This window comes from Spirochaetota bacterium, assembly GCA_026415295.1.
Taxonomy (GTDB): Bacteria; Spirochaetota; JAAYUW01; order JAAYUW01; family JAOAHJ01; genus JAOAHJ01.
The window spans coordinates 68,050-81,322 of sequence record JAOAHJ010000031.1; the positions used below are offsets into that span (position 1 = coordinate 68,050).

General features: G+C 26.5%; 27 protein-coding genes. All 27 read left to right on the plus strand.

Annotation, left to right across the window (positions count from 1 at the left end):
• The first annotated feature begins 55 nt into the window (after positions 1-55).
• Positions 56-886 carry a 50S ribosomal protein L2 gene (rplB, locus tag N3A58_07830; GenBank protein ID MCX8059307.1) on the plus strand — a complete coding sequence of 277 codons (831 nt, stop codon included), beginning with the start codon at positions 56-58 and terminating at the stop codon, positions 884-886.
• The gene (rpsS, locus tag N3A58_07835) at positions 879-1,166 is read left to right on the plus strand and encodes a 30S ribosomal protein S19 (GenBank protein MCX8059308.1); all 288 of its coding nucleotides are present in this window, start codon (positions 879-881) and stop codon (positions 1,164-1,166) included. Before rplB ends, rpsS begins: the two co-directional genes overlap by 8 nt.
• Positions 1,163-1,525 (plus strand): hypothetical protein, encoded by a 363-nt coding sequence (locus N3A58_07840; protein ID MCX8059309.1) that lies wholly within the window; start codon positions 1,163-1,165, stop codon positions 1,523-1,525. Before rpsS ends, N3A58_07840 begins: the two co-directional genes overlap by 4 nt.
• 1 nt (position 1,526) lies before the next feature.
• A complete protein-coding gene (gene rpsC / locus N3A58_07845; GenBank protein ID MCX8059310.1) occupies positions 1,527-2,180 on the plus strand; it encodes a 30S ribosomal protein S3 in 654 nt (217 codons plus the stop codon).
• 12 nt (positions 2,181-2,192) lie between these two features.
• On the plus strand, positions 2,193-2,618 hold the full coding sequence (gene rplP, locus N3A58_07850) for a 50S ribosomal protein L16 (GenBank protein ID MCX8059311.1): 426 nt from the start codon (positions 2,193-2,195) through the stop codon (positions 2,616-2,618).
• A 3-nt stretch (positions 2,619-2,621) separates the two neighbouring features.
• Positions 2,622-2,816 carry a 50S ribosomal protein L29 gene (gene rpmC, locus N3A58_07855; GenBank protein MCX8059312.1) on the plus strand — a complete coding sequence of 65 codons (195 nt, stop codon included), beginning with the start codon at positions 2,622-2,624 and terminating at the stop codon, positions 2,814-2,816.
• Positions 2,817-2,826: 10 nt separating this feature from the next.
• Positions 2,827-3,081, plus strand: coding sequence for a 30S ribosomal protein S17 (gene rpsQ / locus N3A58_07860; GenBank protein ID MCX8059313.1), 255 nt, complete (start codon positions 2,827-2,829; stop codon positions 3,079-3,081).
• Between the two features lie 30 nt (positions 3,082-3,111).
• Positions 3,112-3,480 carry a 50S ribosomal protein L14 gene (rplN, locus tag N3A58_07865; protein ID MCX8059314.1) on the plus strand — a complete coding sequence of 123 codons (369 nt, stop codon included), beginning with the start codon at positions 3,112-3,114 and terminating at the stop codon, positions 3,478-3,480.
• Positions 3,481-3,513: 33 nt separating this feature from the next.
• Positions 3,514-3,828: a 50S ribosomal protein L24 gene (gene rplX / locus N3A58_07870; GenBank protein ID MCX8059315.1), complete on the plus strand. Its 315-nt coding sequence runs from the start codon at positions 3,514-3,516 to the stop codon at positions 3,826-3,828.
• A gap of 11 nt (positions 3,829-3,839) precedes the next feature.
• Positions 3,840-4,379 (plus strand): 50S ribosomal protein L5, encoded by a 540-nt coding sequence (gene rplE, locus N3A58_07875; GenBank protein MCX8059316.1) that lies wholly within the window; start codon positions 3,840-3,842, stop codon positions 4,377-4,379.
• Between the two features lie 15 nt (positions 4,380-4,394).
• The gene (locus tag N3A58_07880) at positions 4,395-4,580 is read left to right on the plus strand and encodes a type Z 30S ribosomal protein S14 (protein MCX8059317.1); all 186 of its coding nucleotides are present in this window, start codon (positions 4,395-4,397) and stop codon (positions 4,578-4,580) included.
• Positions 4,581-4,592: 12 nt separating this feature from the next.
• Complete coding sequence (rpsH, locus tag N3A58_07885) at positions 4,593-4,991, plus strand: 30S ribosomal protein S8 (protein ID MCX8059318.1); 399 nt, start codon at positions 4,593-4,595, stop codon at positions 4,989-4,991.
• A gap of 80 nt (positions 4,992-5,071) precedes the next feature.
• Positions 5,072-5,623 carry a 50S ribosomal protein L6 gene (gene rplF, locus N3A58_07890; protein ID MCX8059319.1) on the plus strand — a complete coding sequence of 184 codons (552 nt, stop codon included), beginning with the start codon at positions 5,072-5,074 and terminating at the stop codon, positions 5,621-5,623.
• Positions 5,624-5,659: 36 nt separating this feature from the next.
• Positions 5,660-6,013 carry a 50S ribosomal protein L18 gene (rplR, locus tag N3A58_07895; protein MCX8059320.1) on the plus strand — a complete coding sequence of 118 codons (354 nt, stop codon included), beginning with the start codon at positions 5,660-5,662 and terminating at the stop codon, positions 6,011-6,013.
• 28 nt (positions 6,014-6,041) lie between these two features.
• A complete protein-coding gene (gene rpsE / locus N3A58_07900) occupies positions 6,042-6,566 on the plus strand; it encodes a 30S ribosomal protein S5 (GenBank protein ID MCX8059321.1) in 525 nt (174 codons plus the stop codon).
• A 49-nt stretch (positions 6,567-6,615) separates the two neighbouring features.
• Positions 6,616-6,801 (plus strand): 50S ribosomal protein L30, encoded by a 186-nt coding sequence (rpmD, locus tag N3A58_07905; GenBank protein MCX8059322.1) that lies wholly within the window; start codon positions 6,616-6,618, stop codon positions 6,799-6,801.
• Positions 6,802-6,804: 3 nt separating this feature from the next.
• Positions 6,805-7,281, plus strand: coding sequence for a 50S ribosomal protein L15 (gene rplO, locus N3A58_07910; GenBank protein MCX8059323.1), 477 nt, complete (start codon positions 6,805-6,807; stop codon positions 7,279-7,281).
• Positions 7,282-7,379: 98 nt separating this feature from the next.
• Positions 7,380-8,723, plus strand: a complete 1,344-nt coding sequence (gene secY / locus N3A58_07915) for a preprotein translocase subunit SecY (GenBank protein MCX8059324.1) — start codon at positions 7,380-7,382, stop codon at positions 8,721-8,723.
• 3 nt (positions 8,724-8,726) lie between these two features.
• Entirely contained in the window at positions 8,727-9,389 is a 663-nt protein-coding gene (locus N3A58_07920; GenBank protein ID MCX8059325.1) for a nucleoside monophosphate kinase, read from the plus strand.
• Positions 9,390-9,404: 15 nt separating this feature from the next.
• Positions 9,405-9,623, plus strand: coding sequence for a translation initiation factor IF-1 (gene infA / locus N3A58_07925; GenBank protein ID MCX8059326.1), 219 nt, complete (start codon positions 9,405-9,407; stop codon positions 9,621-9,623).
• A 46-nt stretch (positions 9,624-9,669) separates the two neighbouring features.
• Complete coding sequence (rpmJ, locus tag N3A58_07930; GenBank protein MCX8059327.1) at positions 9,670-9,783, plus strand: 50S ribosomal protein L36; 114 nt, start codon at positions 9,670-9,672, stop codon at positions 9,781-9,783.
• Positions 9,784-9,795: 12 nt separating this feature from the next.
• Positions 9,796-10,185 (plus strand): 30S ribosomal protein S13, encoded by a 390-nt coding sequence (gene rpsM / locus N3A58_07935; protein ID MCX8059328.1) that lies wholly within the window; start codon positions 9,796-9,798, stop codon positions 10,183-10,185.
• 75 nt (positions 10,186-10,260) lie between these two features.
• Positions 10,261-10,650 (plus strand): 30S ribosomal protein S11, encoded by a 390-nt coding sequence (gene rpsK / locus N3A58_07940; protein MCX8059329.1) that lies wholly within the window; start codon positions 10,261-10,263, stop codon positions 10,648-10,650.
• A 51-nt stretch (positions 10,651-10,701) separates the two neighbouring features.
• Positions 10,702-11,319 (plus strand): 30S ribosomal protein S4, encoded by a 618-nt coding sequence (gene rpsD / locus N3A58_07945; GenBank protein ID MCX8059330.1) that lies wholly within the window; start codon positions 10,702-10,704, stop codon positions 11,317-11,319.
• Between the two features lie 135 nt (positions 11,320-11,454).
• Entirely contained in the window at positions 11,455-12,498 is a 1,044-nt protein-coding gene (locus N3A58_07950; GenBank protein ID MCX8059331.1) for a DNA-directed RNA polymerase subunit alpha, read from the plus strand.
• Positions 12,499-12,519: 21 nt separating this feature from the next.
• On the plus strand, positions 12,520-12,897 hold the full coding sequence (rplQ, locus tag N3A58_07955) for a 50S ribosomal protein L17 (protein ID MCX8059332.1): 378 nt from the start codon (positions 12,520-12,522) through the stop codon (positions 12,895-12,897).
• Positions 12,878-13,273 (plus strand): hypothetical protein (locus N3A58_07960; protein ID MCX8059333.1); only part of this gene is annotated, 396 nt, incomplete at its 3' end. The genes rplQ and N3A58_07960, both read left to right, overlap by 20 nt.

Consider the following 13,273-nt stretch of genomic DNA (forward strand, 5'->3'; position numbering starts at 1 on the left):
AAAATGTAATAGAAATAATTGAATATCGAATTAAGAAAAATTTAGGAAGGATAAAATGGGATTAAAATATTTTAAACCAGTTACGCCTACTCAGAGATTTAAAACAGGTTATGATTTTTCTGAAATAACTACTAATGAACCTTATAAACCATTAACTATTTATTTAAAAAATACAGCAGGTAGAAATAATTATGGAAGAATAACTTCTAGAAGAATGGGTGCTGGTCATAAAAAATTATATAGAATTATTTCTTTTACAAGAAATATGTATAATTTGAATGCTAAAGTAGAAACTATAGAATATGATCCATATAGAACAGCAAGAATTGCTCTTGTTTGTTATGAAAATGGTGTAAGAAGGTATATTTTAGCACCTGATTCATTAAAAGTAGGAGATAGAGTTACTGAAGGTGAAAATGTTCCTATTAAAGTTGGGAATGCTTTACCATTAAAAAATATACCAGTTGGTACACTAGTTCATAATGTAGAGCTAAGACCTGGAGAAGGTGGTAAGATTGCAAGATCAGGTGGTACATTTTGTCAAATTTCTGGTTTTGAAAAAGATTATGCTATTTTAACAATGCCATCTGGAGAATTAAGATTTGTTCACAAAGATTGTTATGCAACAGTTGGTATTGTTTCTAATCCAGATGCTAAAAATATAATAATAGGTAAAGCAGGAAGATCAAGATGGATGAATCGAAGGCCGAGAGTTAGAGGAGTTGCAATGAATCCTGTTGATCATCCACATGGAGGTGGTGAAGGTAGAGGAAAAGGTAACCATCCTATGACTCCATGGGGACAGCCAACTAAGGGATATAAAACTAGAAAGAAAAATAAAACTACTAATAAGTTTATTATAAAGAGGAGAAAAGAAAATGGCTAGATCTTTAAAAAAGGGTCCTTTTATAGAGAAAAAATTATTTAATAAAGTTCTTGAAGCTTCTAAAGGGAAGAAGGGAGCTCCAATTAAAACATGGTCAAGAGCTTCTACTATTATACCTGAAATGGTTGGACTTACTATAAATGTTTATAATGGTAAAAAATTTATACCTATACATATAAATGAGAATATGATTGGTCATAAATTAGGGGAATTTGCTCCTACTAGAACTTTTAAAGGTCATAGAAAAGCAGAAACTACTCAAGCCGGAGAGAAAAAATGAAAGCAAAAACATATCAAAAATATTTAAATGTATCTCCAACTAAAATATTAAGATTTTCAAGAGAGATTAAAAAAGGTGATAATGTTAATTATACTATTGCAAAACTTCTCTCTCTTCCAAATAAAAGTGCAAAAATATTAGCTGATGCTATAAAGCATGCAAAATCGAATTTAATATTTATATCTAATGAGAAAAACCTTGAGTATGATGAAAGCAAATTCTATATTGAAAAAATAATTGTTCAAAAAGCACCAACATTAAAGAGATTAAGACCTAGAGGGAGAGGAAGAGCTGATATCATAAATAAAAGAAAAAGTCATATATATGTAGAAATTACAGATGGTAAGGTGGAGGAATAAAATGGGTCAAAAAGTTAATCCAGTTGGCTTAAGATTAGGCATAAATAAAGAATGGCAATCAAACTATTTTGCTTCATTTAGAAAAAATGAGCTTGCTAATAAAGTTGTTGAAGATGAGCTAATTAGAAGATATATAAAAAAACAACTTAAAGATGCTTCAATTTCAGCAATAGAAATATTTAGAAATGCAGAGAAAACAACTGTTGTAATAAATACCTCTAAACCTGGTATGGTAATAGGTAAAAAGGGAGCTTTACTTGAAGATTTAAGAAAAGCTATTGAGAATAAAATAACAAGTAAATATACAAAAACAGGAATAAACATTAAAATAAAAGAAGTAAAAAATAGATTTCTTGATGCTGAATTAGTTGGTCAAGATATAGCTAAACAGATTGAAAGTAGAGGTAATTATAAAAGAGCTATTAAAAATACAATGGCGTTAGTTATGCAAGCTGGAGGAAAAGGAATAAAAATAAAAGTATCAGGAAGACTTGGTGGAGCAGAAATGGCTAGAAGTGAAATATACCAAAAAGGAGAAGTTCCTTTAAGCACTCTAAAAGCTGATATAGATTTTGCAATAGTGGAAGCTAAAACAATAATGGGAATTATTGGTTTAAAAATATGGATCAATAGAGGAGAAAAAATATTTAATTAGTAAGGGGTTGTTATGTTAGCACCAAATAAACAGAAATATAGAAAACAACAAAGAGGAAGAAATAGAGGAGAGGCAACAAGAAATACCAAAATAGCATTTGGTGAATATGCTCTTGTTGCTATTGAAAATGGTTATTTTACAGCAAATCAACTTGAAGCAGGTAGAGTTTGTCTTACCAGAAAGATTAAAGGAAATGGAAAAATATGGATTAAAGTTTTTCCAGATGTGCCATACACAAAAAAGCCTGCTGAAACAAGAATGGGTAAAGGAAAGGGAGCTGTAGAATATTATGTAGCAAGAGTTAAGAGAGGCAATATAATTTATGAAATAGCGGGAAATTTCTCAGAAGAATTAGCCTTTGAAGCATTGAAAGAGGCTTCTTATAAAATGCCTGTAAAATGTAAAATAATTAAGAGAGATATATTAACAGGAGTTTAGAAAATGAAGGCAAAAGAAATAAGAAATATGAAAAATGAAGAGTTATTAAATTTATTAAATGATCTTGTAAATAAAAAAAGAGAAATAAGGTTTAATTTACAGGTTGGTCAGGTAGAAGATATTTCTTCTCTTACTAAAACAAAGAGAGATATTGCTAGAATTAAAACTATTTTAAGAGAAAGAAATGTAATTGTTTAGGAGCTAAAAAATGGAAAATAAAAGAAGAAAAATGTTTACTGGTTTAGTTATTTCAGATAAGATGGAAAAGACTATAGTTGTTAAAGTAGAAACATTAAAACAACATCCAAAATATAAAAAATATGTCAAAAAAATTAAAAAATATAAAGTTCATGATGAAGAAAACAAAGCTAAAGTAGGGGATGTTGTTTTAATTGGTGAAACAAGACCACTTTCAAAAGAAAAATATTTTGAACTTATTAAGATTTTAGAAAGTGGGAAATAAGATTAAAATTATTATAATGAGGATGGTTCTATGATACAACAACAAACACTGTTAAATGTTGCTGATAATTCAGGAGCTAAATTGTTGCAATGTATAAAAGTACTTGGTGGCACTCATGCAAGATATGCATATGTTGGGGATATTATTGTTTGTTCTGTAAAAGAAGTTTTACCAGGTTCAAATATAAAAAAAGGTTCAGTTGTTAGAGCTGTTATTGTAAGAACAAAGTATCCTGTGAAAAGAGACGATGGTTCCTGTATAAGATTTGATGAAAATGCAGCGGTTATTCTTGATAAACAGAATAACCCTGTTGGTACAAGAATTTTTGGTCCAGTAGCAAAAGAATTAAGAGAAAAAGATTTTATGAAAATAATATCTTTAGCACCAGAAGTTTTATAATAATTTAGAAATTGTTTTTAGAGGTGTAATATTATGAGAAAATTGAAAATAAAGAAAAATGATCTTGTTAAAGTAATAGCTGGCAAAGATAAAGATAAAGAAGGTAAAGTTCTAAGAGTTATCCCTGAGAAAAATAGAGTTGTAGTGGAAGGAATAAATTTGCATGCAAAAACTTTAAGAAAATCAGACAAATTCCCAAGTGGAGGTATAGCAAAGGTTGAAGCACCTATTGATATCTCAAATGTTATGTTAATTTGTCCTAAGTGTAATAAGCCAACCAGAGTTGGTAGAAGAGATGAAGAACATCATCCAAGATACTGTAAAAAATGCAAAAAAAATATTGATTAGGGGTTGTTATTATGTCAATTTTAAAACAGAAATATGAAAAAGAAGTCAAACAAAAGATGATTAAACAATTTAATTATAAAAATGTTATGATGGTTCCAAAGATTGTAAAGGTAGTTTTGAATATGGGTGTAAATGAAGCAACCCAGGATAAAAAAGTTATTAATGAAGCTTTGGAAGAGTTAACTGCAATAGCTGGACAGAGAGCAGTTAAAACAAAAGCTAAAAAATCAATAAACCAGTTCAAATTAAGACAGGGACAAGAAATAGGTTGTAAGGTTACTTTGAGAAGAGATAGAATGTGGGAATTTTTAAATAAGTTTTTTAATATTGCTCTACCTAGAGTTAAAGATTTTAAAGGTGTTAGTGTTTCTGGTTTTGATGGTAAGGGAAATTTTAATATAGGAATTAGAGAACATGTTGTTTTTCCTGAAATTGAATTTGAAAAAGTAGAAAAAATTAAAGGGCTTTCAATTTCAATTGTTACTACAGCTAAAACTGATGAAGAGTGTAAATATCTACTTCAATCTTTAGGAATGCCATTTAAAAAATAATTTAAGAGGTAATATATGGCTAGAAAAGCAATGATAGAAAAAGCAAAAAAAGTGCCTAAATATAAAGTGAGAAAACACAATAGATGTAATGTTTGTGGAAGATCAAGAGCTTATATTAGGGATTTTGGTATTTGCAGAATTTGTTTTAGAAAATTAGCTGGCGAAGGTAAATTGCCAGGAATTAAAAAGGCATCTTGGTAAAAGGAGACAAATATGAGTTTTACAGATCCTATTTCACAATTATTAATTAATTTAAAAAATGCACAATTGTCTAAAATCGATCATATTGAAATTTACTACTCTAAAATGATTGAATCTATTTTGAATATACTAAAAAATAAAGGATTTATAGAAGACTATAAAATATCTGATGAAAATACTAAGGTTAAAAAAATTTCAATTATTTTAAAATATGAAGATAATAAACCAGTTATAAGAGGTGTTCAGAGAGTATCTAAACCTTCAAGAAGAATTTATAAAAGCTTAAAAGAAATAAAACCTGTTTTTAATGGATATGCTGTATCTGTTTATTCAACAAATAAAGGTATATTAACAGATAAAGAAGCTATTAGAAATAAGGTTGGTGGAGAATTTTTGTTTTATATTTGGTAATTATTTTGTTTTTTTATTAAAAAAATATAAATAATAGAAGTTGGCTTTATTTAGATTAAATTTATGAAAAGGGGACGAAAATGTCTAAAATTGTTAAGAAACCTTTAATAATACCTAAAAATGTTGAGTTAAACTTTGAAAATAAAGGGAATGAAATAATTGTTAAAGTAAAAGGACCAAAAGGAACAGTTGAAAAAAAGCTTTTAAATATAATAGATTGTAAAATTGATGAAAATAAAAAATTAATTTTAAATTTAAAAACTACAAATTCAAAAATGAAACCATTTTTAGCAACATCATATAGAATTATTGAAAATATGATAAAAGGTGTTCAAGAACATTATTCTAAAGTTCTTGAAATCTATGGAGTTGGATATAAAGCTAATGTTGCAGGAAAAACATTAAAATTAAATGTTGGTTATTCACATGAGGTTAATTATAATATTCCTCAAAATATTGAAGTAAAAGTTTCTGAAAACAAAATAATAGTAAGTGGGCCAGATAAAGAGTTGGTAGGATTGGTTGCTGCCCAGATTAGAGAAATTAAAAAACCAGATCCTTATAGAGGAAAAGGTTTAAGGTATCAAGGAGAGAACCCAATAAGGAAAGTTGGAAAAAAAGCAGCAACATAATAATTTTTATATTAATATATATTAGGAGATTCAGGTATGATAAAGATTTATAAAAGAGAAAAAGAGAGACAATTAAGAAGAAAACATAGATCAAAGAAAAATTTAGTTGTAACATCTGACAGACCTAGAGTATGTGTTTTTAAAAGTAATAGATATATTTATGCACAAATAATTGATGATATTCAAGGGCATACTCTTTGTTCATATTCTTCATTGGTATTAAAAAAGAAACTAACTATTGATACAGCTAAAGAAGTAGGTTTAGCTTTAGGTAAAATAGCATCAGAAAAAGGTATAAAAAGAGTCGTTTTTGATAGAAATGGGTATAAATTTCATGGTAGAGTAAAAGCACTTGCTGATGGCTTAAGGGAAGCAGGATTAGAATTTTAATTAAAATTTTTAATTAAGGAGAATTTCAATGGCAAATTTTTATAAAACATATGAAGCACAACTAATAGAAAAAACAGTTAAAGTTGGAAGAGTTACCAAAGTTGTTAAGGGTGGTAGAAGGTTTTCTTTTAATGCACTTGTTGTTGTAGGTGATAATAATGGTAAAGTTGGATTTGGTTTTGGTAAAGCAAAGGAAGTTCCTGATGCTATTCAAAAAGCTTTAAATCAAGCAAAAAAAACTATGATATCAGTAAATCTTAGAAGAACAGGTGAACATGGACAAAATGTTACAATACCTCATGAAATAGAAGTTAAATATAAAGCTTCAAAAATTTTATTAAAACCTGCAGCACCTGGTACAGGAGTAATTGCTTCAGGGCCTGTGAGAGCAGTAGTAGAAGCTTGTGGTATTAATAATATACTTGCTAAATCTTTAGGTTCAAATAATCCTGTTAATATAGTTAAAGCTACTATTAAAGCACTTTCTATGCTTATGGATGAAAAAAGTACTTCTAAAAGAAGAGGAATACCTATAAAAGAATTATTCAAATAAAAGAGTATAGTTGAAATAACAAAATTAAATTTTAATTTGGGGACTGAATATGAAGAGTAAAAAAGTTAAAATTAAATTAATTAAATCACCAATAGGTTATAATAAAAAAATTAGAGATACAGTTAAAGCTTTAGGTTTAAAAAGACCTGGAAATATTGTAGAAAAAGAGTTAACACCTCAGATTGAAGGTATGATTAAAAAAATTAATTTTATGTTAAATATTGAACAGGAGTAAAATATGAGTATTAAATTGATTAAACCAGCTGGGGCCACTCATAAAAAAAAGAGAATTGGATGTGGTAATGGATCTGGTCATGGAGGTACTTCAACAAAAGGACATAAAGGAGCTCAAGCTAGAAAAGGTTATAGTAGAAAGATAGGTTTTGAAGGTGGACAATTACCTCTTATTAGAAGAATTCCTAAAAGAGGTTTTAAGAATGGTCTTTTTAAAAAAGAATACCAATTAGTTGATCTAGAAATTTTAAATAATTTTGAAAAAGATTCCAATGTTTCAGTAAATGAATTGTATACTAAAGGTTTTATAGACTCCCTTGATTTACCTATAAAAATTTTAAATAATGGTAGATTAAATAACCCAGTTAATATAATATTAAGAAGAATCCAGAAAAATAAAAAGTATTTTCCATTTGATAAGATTTCAAAAGGTGCAAAAGAATTATTAGAGAAAATAGGTGGGAAAATTAATTATCAGTAATATATTAAACATTTGAATAATATATTTTTTTAATTTGAATAAATAAAGAAATGAAAAAAATAATATTATAATAAATTAGAAATAACGAAGGGAATAATATGGCAAAAACATATAATTCTTCACCATTCATTAATATTTTTAGAATTCCAGATTTGAGAAAAAAGGTTTTAATAACTTTTTTTATACTATTTATATATAGATTAGGTTCGTATATTCCAGTTCCTGGAATTGATATTAATGTTTTAAAAACAACATTTGCTACTGCTGCAGGAAGTGGTTTGTTAGATTATATTGATCTTTTTACTGGTGGTGGGTTAAGAAATTTTACTATTTTTGCTTTGAGTATAATGCCTTACATTACAGCTGAAATTATTTTGCAATTATTGATAGCAATTATTCCAGCTCTCGAAAGACTAGTAAAAGAAGGGGGAGAAGCTGGAAGGAAAAAAGTTCAACTTTATGCAAGAGTAGGAACAATATTTATATGTGCTATACAAGCTTTTACGCTTACAAAATTTATTATTAGCCAATCTGCAAGAGTTGAAGATTTAATATTAGTTAATACTAATTTCTTTTATTTAATATCTATAGTAACTATTACAACTGGTACAATGTTTTTAATATGGTTAGGAGATAAAATAAATGACTATGGTATTGGTAATGGTATTTCTTTGATCATTTTTGCAGGTATTGTTGCTAGATTCCCTGCAGCTATTTATGAACTTTATAAAAAAGTTAGATATGAAGGTTCCAATTTAGTTATGCTTCTTATTGTATTTTTAATGCTAATCCTTGTAATAGTTTTAGTTATTTATGAACAACAGGGCCAAAGAAGAATTCCATTGCAAAATGCAAAAAGAATAATTGGTAGAAAAGTTATGCAAGCTCAAAATACATATATTCCTTTAAAATTAAATCCATCAGGGGTTATTCCTATAATATTTGCATCTACATTTTTAATATTTCCATCTCAATTGATGCAGATGTTGGGTTCCAGATCAAAATTTTTAACTAAAATTGTGTATTTTATATCCCCGGGGACAATCTCTTACCTAATAATATATTCTTTACTTGTAGTATTTTTTGCTTATTTTTATACACAGGTTATATTAAATCCAGTTGAAATAGCTGAAAATCTTAAGAAATCTGGAGGTTATATACCAGGAATTAGGCCAGGAAAGAATACTGAAGATTATCTTAATAATGTTATTACTAGGATTATTTTACCAGGATCAATTTTTTTAGCTTTTATTGCTATATTACCAAATATAGCCAATGAGATGTTTAACTTACCGACAACTTTTGCCTATTTAATGGGTGGTACTTCTTTGTTAATCGTTGTTGGAGTGTCTCTTGATACTATTAATCAAATTGAGTCACAATTAATTATGCATCATTATGATGGTTTTTTAAGTAAAGGTAGAATTAGAGGAAGAAGATAAAATATGTTTTTCTTGTGTCTGTATGGTATGCCTGGTTCAGGTAAAGGAAGTCAGGCAAAAATTATATCTAAAAAATTAAATCTACTTCATATTTCTACAGGTGATATAATAAGAGATATAATTAAAGAAAAGAAAAAAGGGTATGAGAAATTAGAGGAATTTATTATTTCTGGGAAATTAGTTCCTGATGAAATTGTTACATCAATATTAATAGATTATATAAACGATTTTTTTATTAATAAAAATGGAATATTATTTGATGGATATCCTAGAAATATTAAACAATTTGAACTTCTTGAAAAATTTATTAATGAAAAATATAATGAAAAATTAATAAATATTTTTATAAAGACTGATGAGGAAGTTGTAAAAAAAAGAGTATTAGGAAGAAGAGTTTGTGGTATTTGTAGTAAGATATTTAATATTTATAATGATGGAGAACTTAAAAACTGCAATGAATGTGGTGGAGAATTAATAATAAGGAAAGATGATTCAGAAGAAGTATTTTATAAGAGAATGAGTGAATATAATAATTTTACAAAACCTTTAGTTGAATTTTTAGAAAATAAGGGTAATCTATTAACCGTTGATGGTAATTTTAAAACGATAGATGAACTATCTAAAGATTTAATTGATTATTTAATGAAAAAAAATAGTTATGAATAAAGAGGTTTAACTTTTATGGCTAAAGAGGAAACCATATTAATGGATGGTGAGATAGTAGAAGTACTTCCAAATACATTATTTAAAGTTAAATTAAAAAATGGGCATATCATATTAGGCCATCCTGCTGGTAAGCTTAGAATGTTTAATATAAGATTGTTTGCAGGAGATAAAGTAAAAGTTGAGCTTTCACCTTATGATTTAAATAAAGGAAGAATAATATATAGATTAAAATGATATTAAATGATTTAAAAAAAAATTAATTTTTAATAGGAGAGATAAGATGAAAGTAAGAGCTTCAGTAAAAAAGATTTGTAATAAATGTAAAATAATTGTTAGAAAAGGGAAAATAAGAGTAATTTGCGAAAATCCAAAACATAAACAGAGACAAGGTTAAAGGAGGAATTAAATGGCAAGAATCGCTGGTGTAGAATTACCTAATAAAAAAATTGAAATTGCTTTAACTTATATATTTGGAATAGGAAGAAGTAGAGCTAAAATGATTATTAATCAGACAGGAATAGATCCTTCTAAGAGAGCTAATGAATTAACTGATGAAGAAGTTAATAAAATAAGAAAAATTATTGACTCAAGTTTCAAAGTAGAGGGAGATCTTAGAACAGAAATAGCTATGAATATAAAGAGATTGAAGGATATTGGGTGTTACAGAGGATTAAGACATATTGTAGGTCTTCCTGTAAGAGGTCAAAGAACAAGAACTAATGCTAGGACAAGAAAAGGGCCAAGAGGTAGCTTATTAAAGAAAAACAAAAAAACACAAGCAACAACCGGTAAATAAATTATCTAATTGAAATATTTTTATTTTAATTTTATGGATTTTATTAAAATATTTTATAAAAAAAGGGGAATATAAATGGCAAAAGCAACATCTAAAACTAAGAAAAAAACAAAAAAAGCAATATCAAGTGGTAAAGCCTATATAAATTGTACTTTCAATAATACTATAATTACATTTACTGATCCACAAGGGAATGTTGTTGGCTGGTCATCTTCAGGAGCGAATGGATTTAGAGGAGCTAAAAAATCTACACCTTTTGCTGCTCAACAAGTTGTTGAAACTGCATATAATAATATTAAAGATGTTGGATTGAGAGAAGTTGATGTAATTGTAAAGGGTCCTGGTATGGGTAGGGAAGCTGCTATAAGAACTTTAGCTTCTATGGGTTTAAAGATTAAAAGCATTATAGATGAAACTCCAATTCCTCACAATGGTTGTAGACCTAGAAAAAAGAGAAGAATGTAGAAAATAAAATTTTAATTATATCAGCATGGAAAATTTTGGAGGTAAATTAAAATGAGTAGATATAATGAGCAAAAATGTAGAATGTGTAGAAGAGAAGGAGTAAAATTGTTTCTAAAAGGTGAGAGATGTCATTCTGATAAATGCCCTATAGTTAGAAAGAAATTAATTAAATCAAAAAATTTAAAGTTATCTAACTATGGAAGACAATTAAGAGAAAAGCAAAAAATGAAAAGATATTATGGACTTAAAGAAGCACAGTTTAGAAATTATTTTTATAAAGCATTTAAAATGAAAGGAATAACTGGAAATAATCTTCTAAAACTTTTAGAGATGAGGTTTGATAATATAATATATAGATTAAGATTAGCTAAATCAAGGGCACAAGCAAGACAATTTATTAACCATGGAATGTTTAAATTAAATGGAGATGTTATTGATATCCCATCTTATATAGTAAAACCAAATACTATTATTGAATTGTCTGACAAAGGAATCAAAAATGAGTTATTAAAAATGATAATTGAAGAAAATGAAAATTCAACTCCAGAAGTAGAATGGTTAAGTTTTGATTATAAAAATAAAAAAGGACAGGTTTTAAGAGAACCAACGAGAGAAGATGTAACTATGAGCTTTAATGAACAATTAGTTGTTGAGTTTTATTCAAAATAATTATTTATATGTTATCCAAAATATTTTTTAGTTAAGTATTAATTTATAATATTATTAAATATTTAAAATAAATATTTATTTTGATTTTTATTAAATTAAGAATCAAATATAAAATTATTAGAGGTAAATAAAAATATGGATAAAAATATACTAAAAGATTTAAAAATCCCTAAAAATATAATATTTAATAAAAATATAGAAAATCAATTTTATGGGGTATTTGAAGTTAAACCTCTTGAAAAAGGATTTGGTGTAACTTTAGGAAATTCATTAAGAAGGGTAATGTATTCTGTTTTAAGAGGTTGGGCAATAATAAGTATAAAGATCGAATATGATGATAAGGAAGGAAATAGAAAATATGTAGCTTCTGAATTTGATAATATACCATTTTTACTTGAGGATACTATTGATTTTATTTTGAATATTAAAAAATTAAGAATTAAAATTAATTCTGACGAATTAATTAAGACTTTTAAAGCTACATTCCAAGGACCGACTGAAATAAAAGGTAAAGATTTTGAGGTTGCTCAAAATATTGAAATAGTTAATAAAGATTTATATGTAGGAACAATATCAGATAAAGGTAAAATATATTTAGAATTTACTGTTGAAAATAATAGGGGATTTATTCCAGCAGAAAAAAGAGATGAACTTTTAGGAATAATAGGAACTATTCCTGTAGATGCTATTTTTTCCCCTATAAAAAATGTTAAGTATGAAATTGAACCATTTAGAGTAGGAAATGTAACTGATTACGAGAAATTAACGATTTATGTAGAAACAGATGGTACTATAACTCCAGAAGATGCAATAAAAAATGCAGCATATACTTTAATTAAATACTATTCTTTATTCTGCGAAAACATTATAGAAGAAGGTATTTCAAATTTGATCGAAGAAGAAAATAAAGAAGACAAATCAAAAAACAAAGATGAAAATTTATTGAATATACTCAATAAATCTTTGGATACACTTGAATTTACTGAAAGAGTAAAAAATTGTTTTAAAGGAGCAGGAATTAATACTTTTAGAGATTTATTGATGAAAACTGAAGCAGATTTGAGTAATTTGAGAAATTTTGGCAAAAAGTCCCTTGATGAAGTTAAAGAAAAACTTGAGTCAATGGGATTAAAGCTTGGAATGAAAAATATAATAGAAAAATTAGAAGGAAAGAAATAATATTAACTGGAGAGGATAATTATGAGACATTTAGTTAATAAAGGAAGGAAGTTTAATAAAACAGCAGCTCATAGAAAAGCTATGTTTAAAAATATGCTTGTTTCTTTTATAAAAGAAGAAAAGATAACTACTACAGTTGAAAAAGCTAAAGATTTTAGGAGTATTGTTGAAAAGATAATTACTAGAGCTAAAGAAGATTCTATTCATAATAGAAGAATGGTAAGAAGATTTGTTGAAGATAAAAATGCTTTAATAAAATTATTTAAAATTATTGCCCCAAGATATAAAAATAGGAATGGTGGTTATACAAGAATAATAAAATTAGGCTACAGAAAAGGCGATAATGCTCCACTTTCGATAATTGAATTAGTTGAATCAAATGAAGTTAAAAATAAATAGCAAAAATCCTTTGTGGATTTTTGCTTTTTTTTTATTTTATATAATATATTTTGGAATAAATCTATCTTTTAAAAATATAATTTTAATTGATCTTCTTATTACATTATTTCTGGTAATGATCTATGTTTTATTGAGAATAAAAAAAAGATACCTTTTTTTTTCTTTTTATTTTATATTTTCATTAATATTTATAAAATTAATATTTTTTATAATTAAGTTTAATATAAAAGAATATAAAGAAAGCTTATTTATTAAAAGTAAATTATTGTTTTTATTAAATGATCTTTATTATTATATTAATTTTAATTTAATTGTTTTGTTTTTTAATTGTTTTATATTTTCATTTATTTTTTCAAATATTATAATTGATTTTATT

Coding starts and splice junctions, on each gene's coding strand:
- infA (MCX8059326.1), top strand. CDS start 9,405: ATGGCTAAAGAGGAAACCATATTAATGGATGGTGAGATAGTAGAAGTA.
- rplF (MCX8059319.1), top strand. CDS start 5,072: ATGTCTAAAATTGTTAAGAAACCTTTAATAATACCTAAAAATGTTGAG.
- rplX (MCX8059315.1), top strand. CDS start 3,514: ATGAGAAAATTGAAAATAAAGAAAAATGATCTTGTTAAAGTAATAGCT.
- rpsE (MCX8059321.1), top strand. CDS start 6,042: ATGGCAAATTTTTATAAAACATATGAAGCACAACTAATAGAAAAAACA.
- N3A58_07840 (MCX8059309.1), top strand. CDS start 1,163: ATGAAAGCAAAAACATATCAAAAATATTTAAATGTATCTCCAACTAAA.
- rpsD (MCX8059330.1), top strand. CDS start 10,702: ATGAGTAGATATAATGAGCAAAAATGTAGAATGTGTAGAAGAGAAGGA.
- rplB (MCX8059307.1), top strand. CDS start 56: ATGGGATTAAAATATTTTAAACCAGTTACGCCTACTCAGAGATTTAAA.
- rplP (MCX8059311.1), top strand. CDS start 2,193: ATGTTAGCACCAAATAAACAGAAATATAGAAAACAACAAAGAGGAAGA.
- rplR (MCX8059320.1), top strand. CDS start 5,660: ATGATAAAGATTTATAAAAGAGAAAAAGAGAGACAATTAAGAAGAAAA.
- rpsQ (MCX8059313.1), top strand. CDS start 2,827: ATGGAAAATAAAAGAAGAAAAATGTTTACTGGTTTAGTTATTTCAGAT.
- rpsK (MCX8059329.1), top strand. CDS start 10,261: ATGGCAAAAGCAACATCTAAAACTAAGAAAAAAACAAAAAAAGCAATA.
- rpsM (MCX8059328.1), top strand. CDS start 9,796: ATGGCAAGAATCGCTGGTGTAGAATTACCTAATAAAAAAATTGAAATT.
- rpsS (MCX8059308.1), top strand. CDS start 879: ATGGCTAGATCTTTAAAAAAGGGTCCTTTTATAGAGAAAAAATTATTT.
- rpsH (MCX8059318.1), top strand. CDS start 4,593: ATGAGTTTTACAGATCCTATTTCACAATTATTAATTAATTTAAAAAAT.
- secY (MCX8059324.1), top strand. CDS start 7,380: ATGGCAAAAACATATAATTCTTCACCATTCATTAATATTTTTAGAATT.
- N3A58_07880 (MCX8059317.1), top strand. CDS start 4,395: ATGGCTAGAAAAGCAATGATAGAAAAAGCAAAAAAAGTGCCTAAATAT.
- rpmD (MCX8059322.1), top strand. CDS start 6,616: ATGAAGAGTAAAAAAGTTAAAATTAAATTAATTAAATCACCAATAGGT.
- N3A58_07950 (MCX8059331.1), top strand. CDS start 11,455: ATGGATAAAAATATACTAAAAGATTTAAAAATCCCTAAAAATATAATA.
- rplQ (MCX8059332.1), top strand. CDS start 12,520: ATGAGACATTTAGTTAATAAAGGAAGGAAGTTTAATAAAACAGCAGCT.
- rpsC (MCX8059310.1), top strand. CDS start 1,527: ATGGGTCAAAAAGTTAATCCAGTTGGCTTAAGATTAGGCATAAATAAA.
- rplN (MCX8059314.1), top strand. CDS start 3,112: ATGATACAACAACAAACACTGTTAAATGTTGCTGATAATTCAGGAGCT.
- rplE (MCX8059316.1), top strand. CDS start 3,840: ATGTCAATTTTAAAACAGAAATATGAAAAAGAAGTCAAACAAAAGATG.
- rpmC (MCX8059312.1), top strand. CDS start 2,622: ATGAAGGCAAAAGAAATAAGAAATATGAAAAATGAAGAGTTATTAAAT.
- rpmJ (MCX8059327.1), top strand. CDS start 9,670: ATGAAAGTAAGAGCTTCAGTAAAAAAGATTTGTAATAAATGTAAAATA.
- N3A58_07920 (MCX8059325.1), top strand. CDS start 8,727: ATGTTTTTCTTGTGTCTGTATGGTATGCCTGGTTCAGGTAAAGGAAGT.
- rplO (MCX8059323.1), top strand. CDS start 6,805: ATGAGTATTAAATTGATTAAACCAGCTGGGGCCACTCATAAAAAAAAG.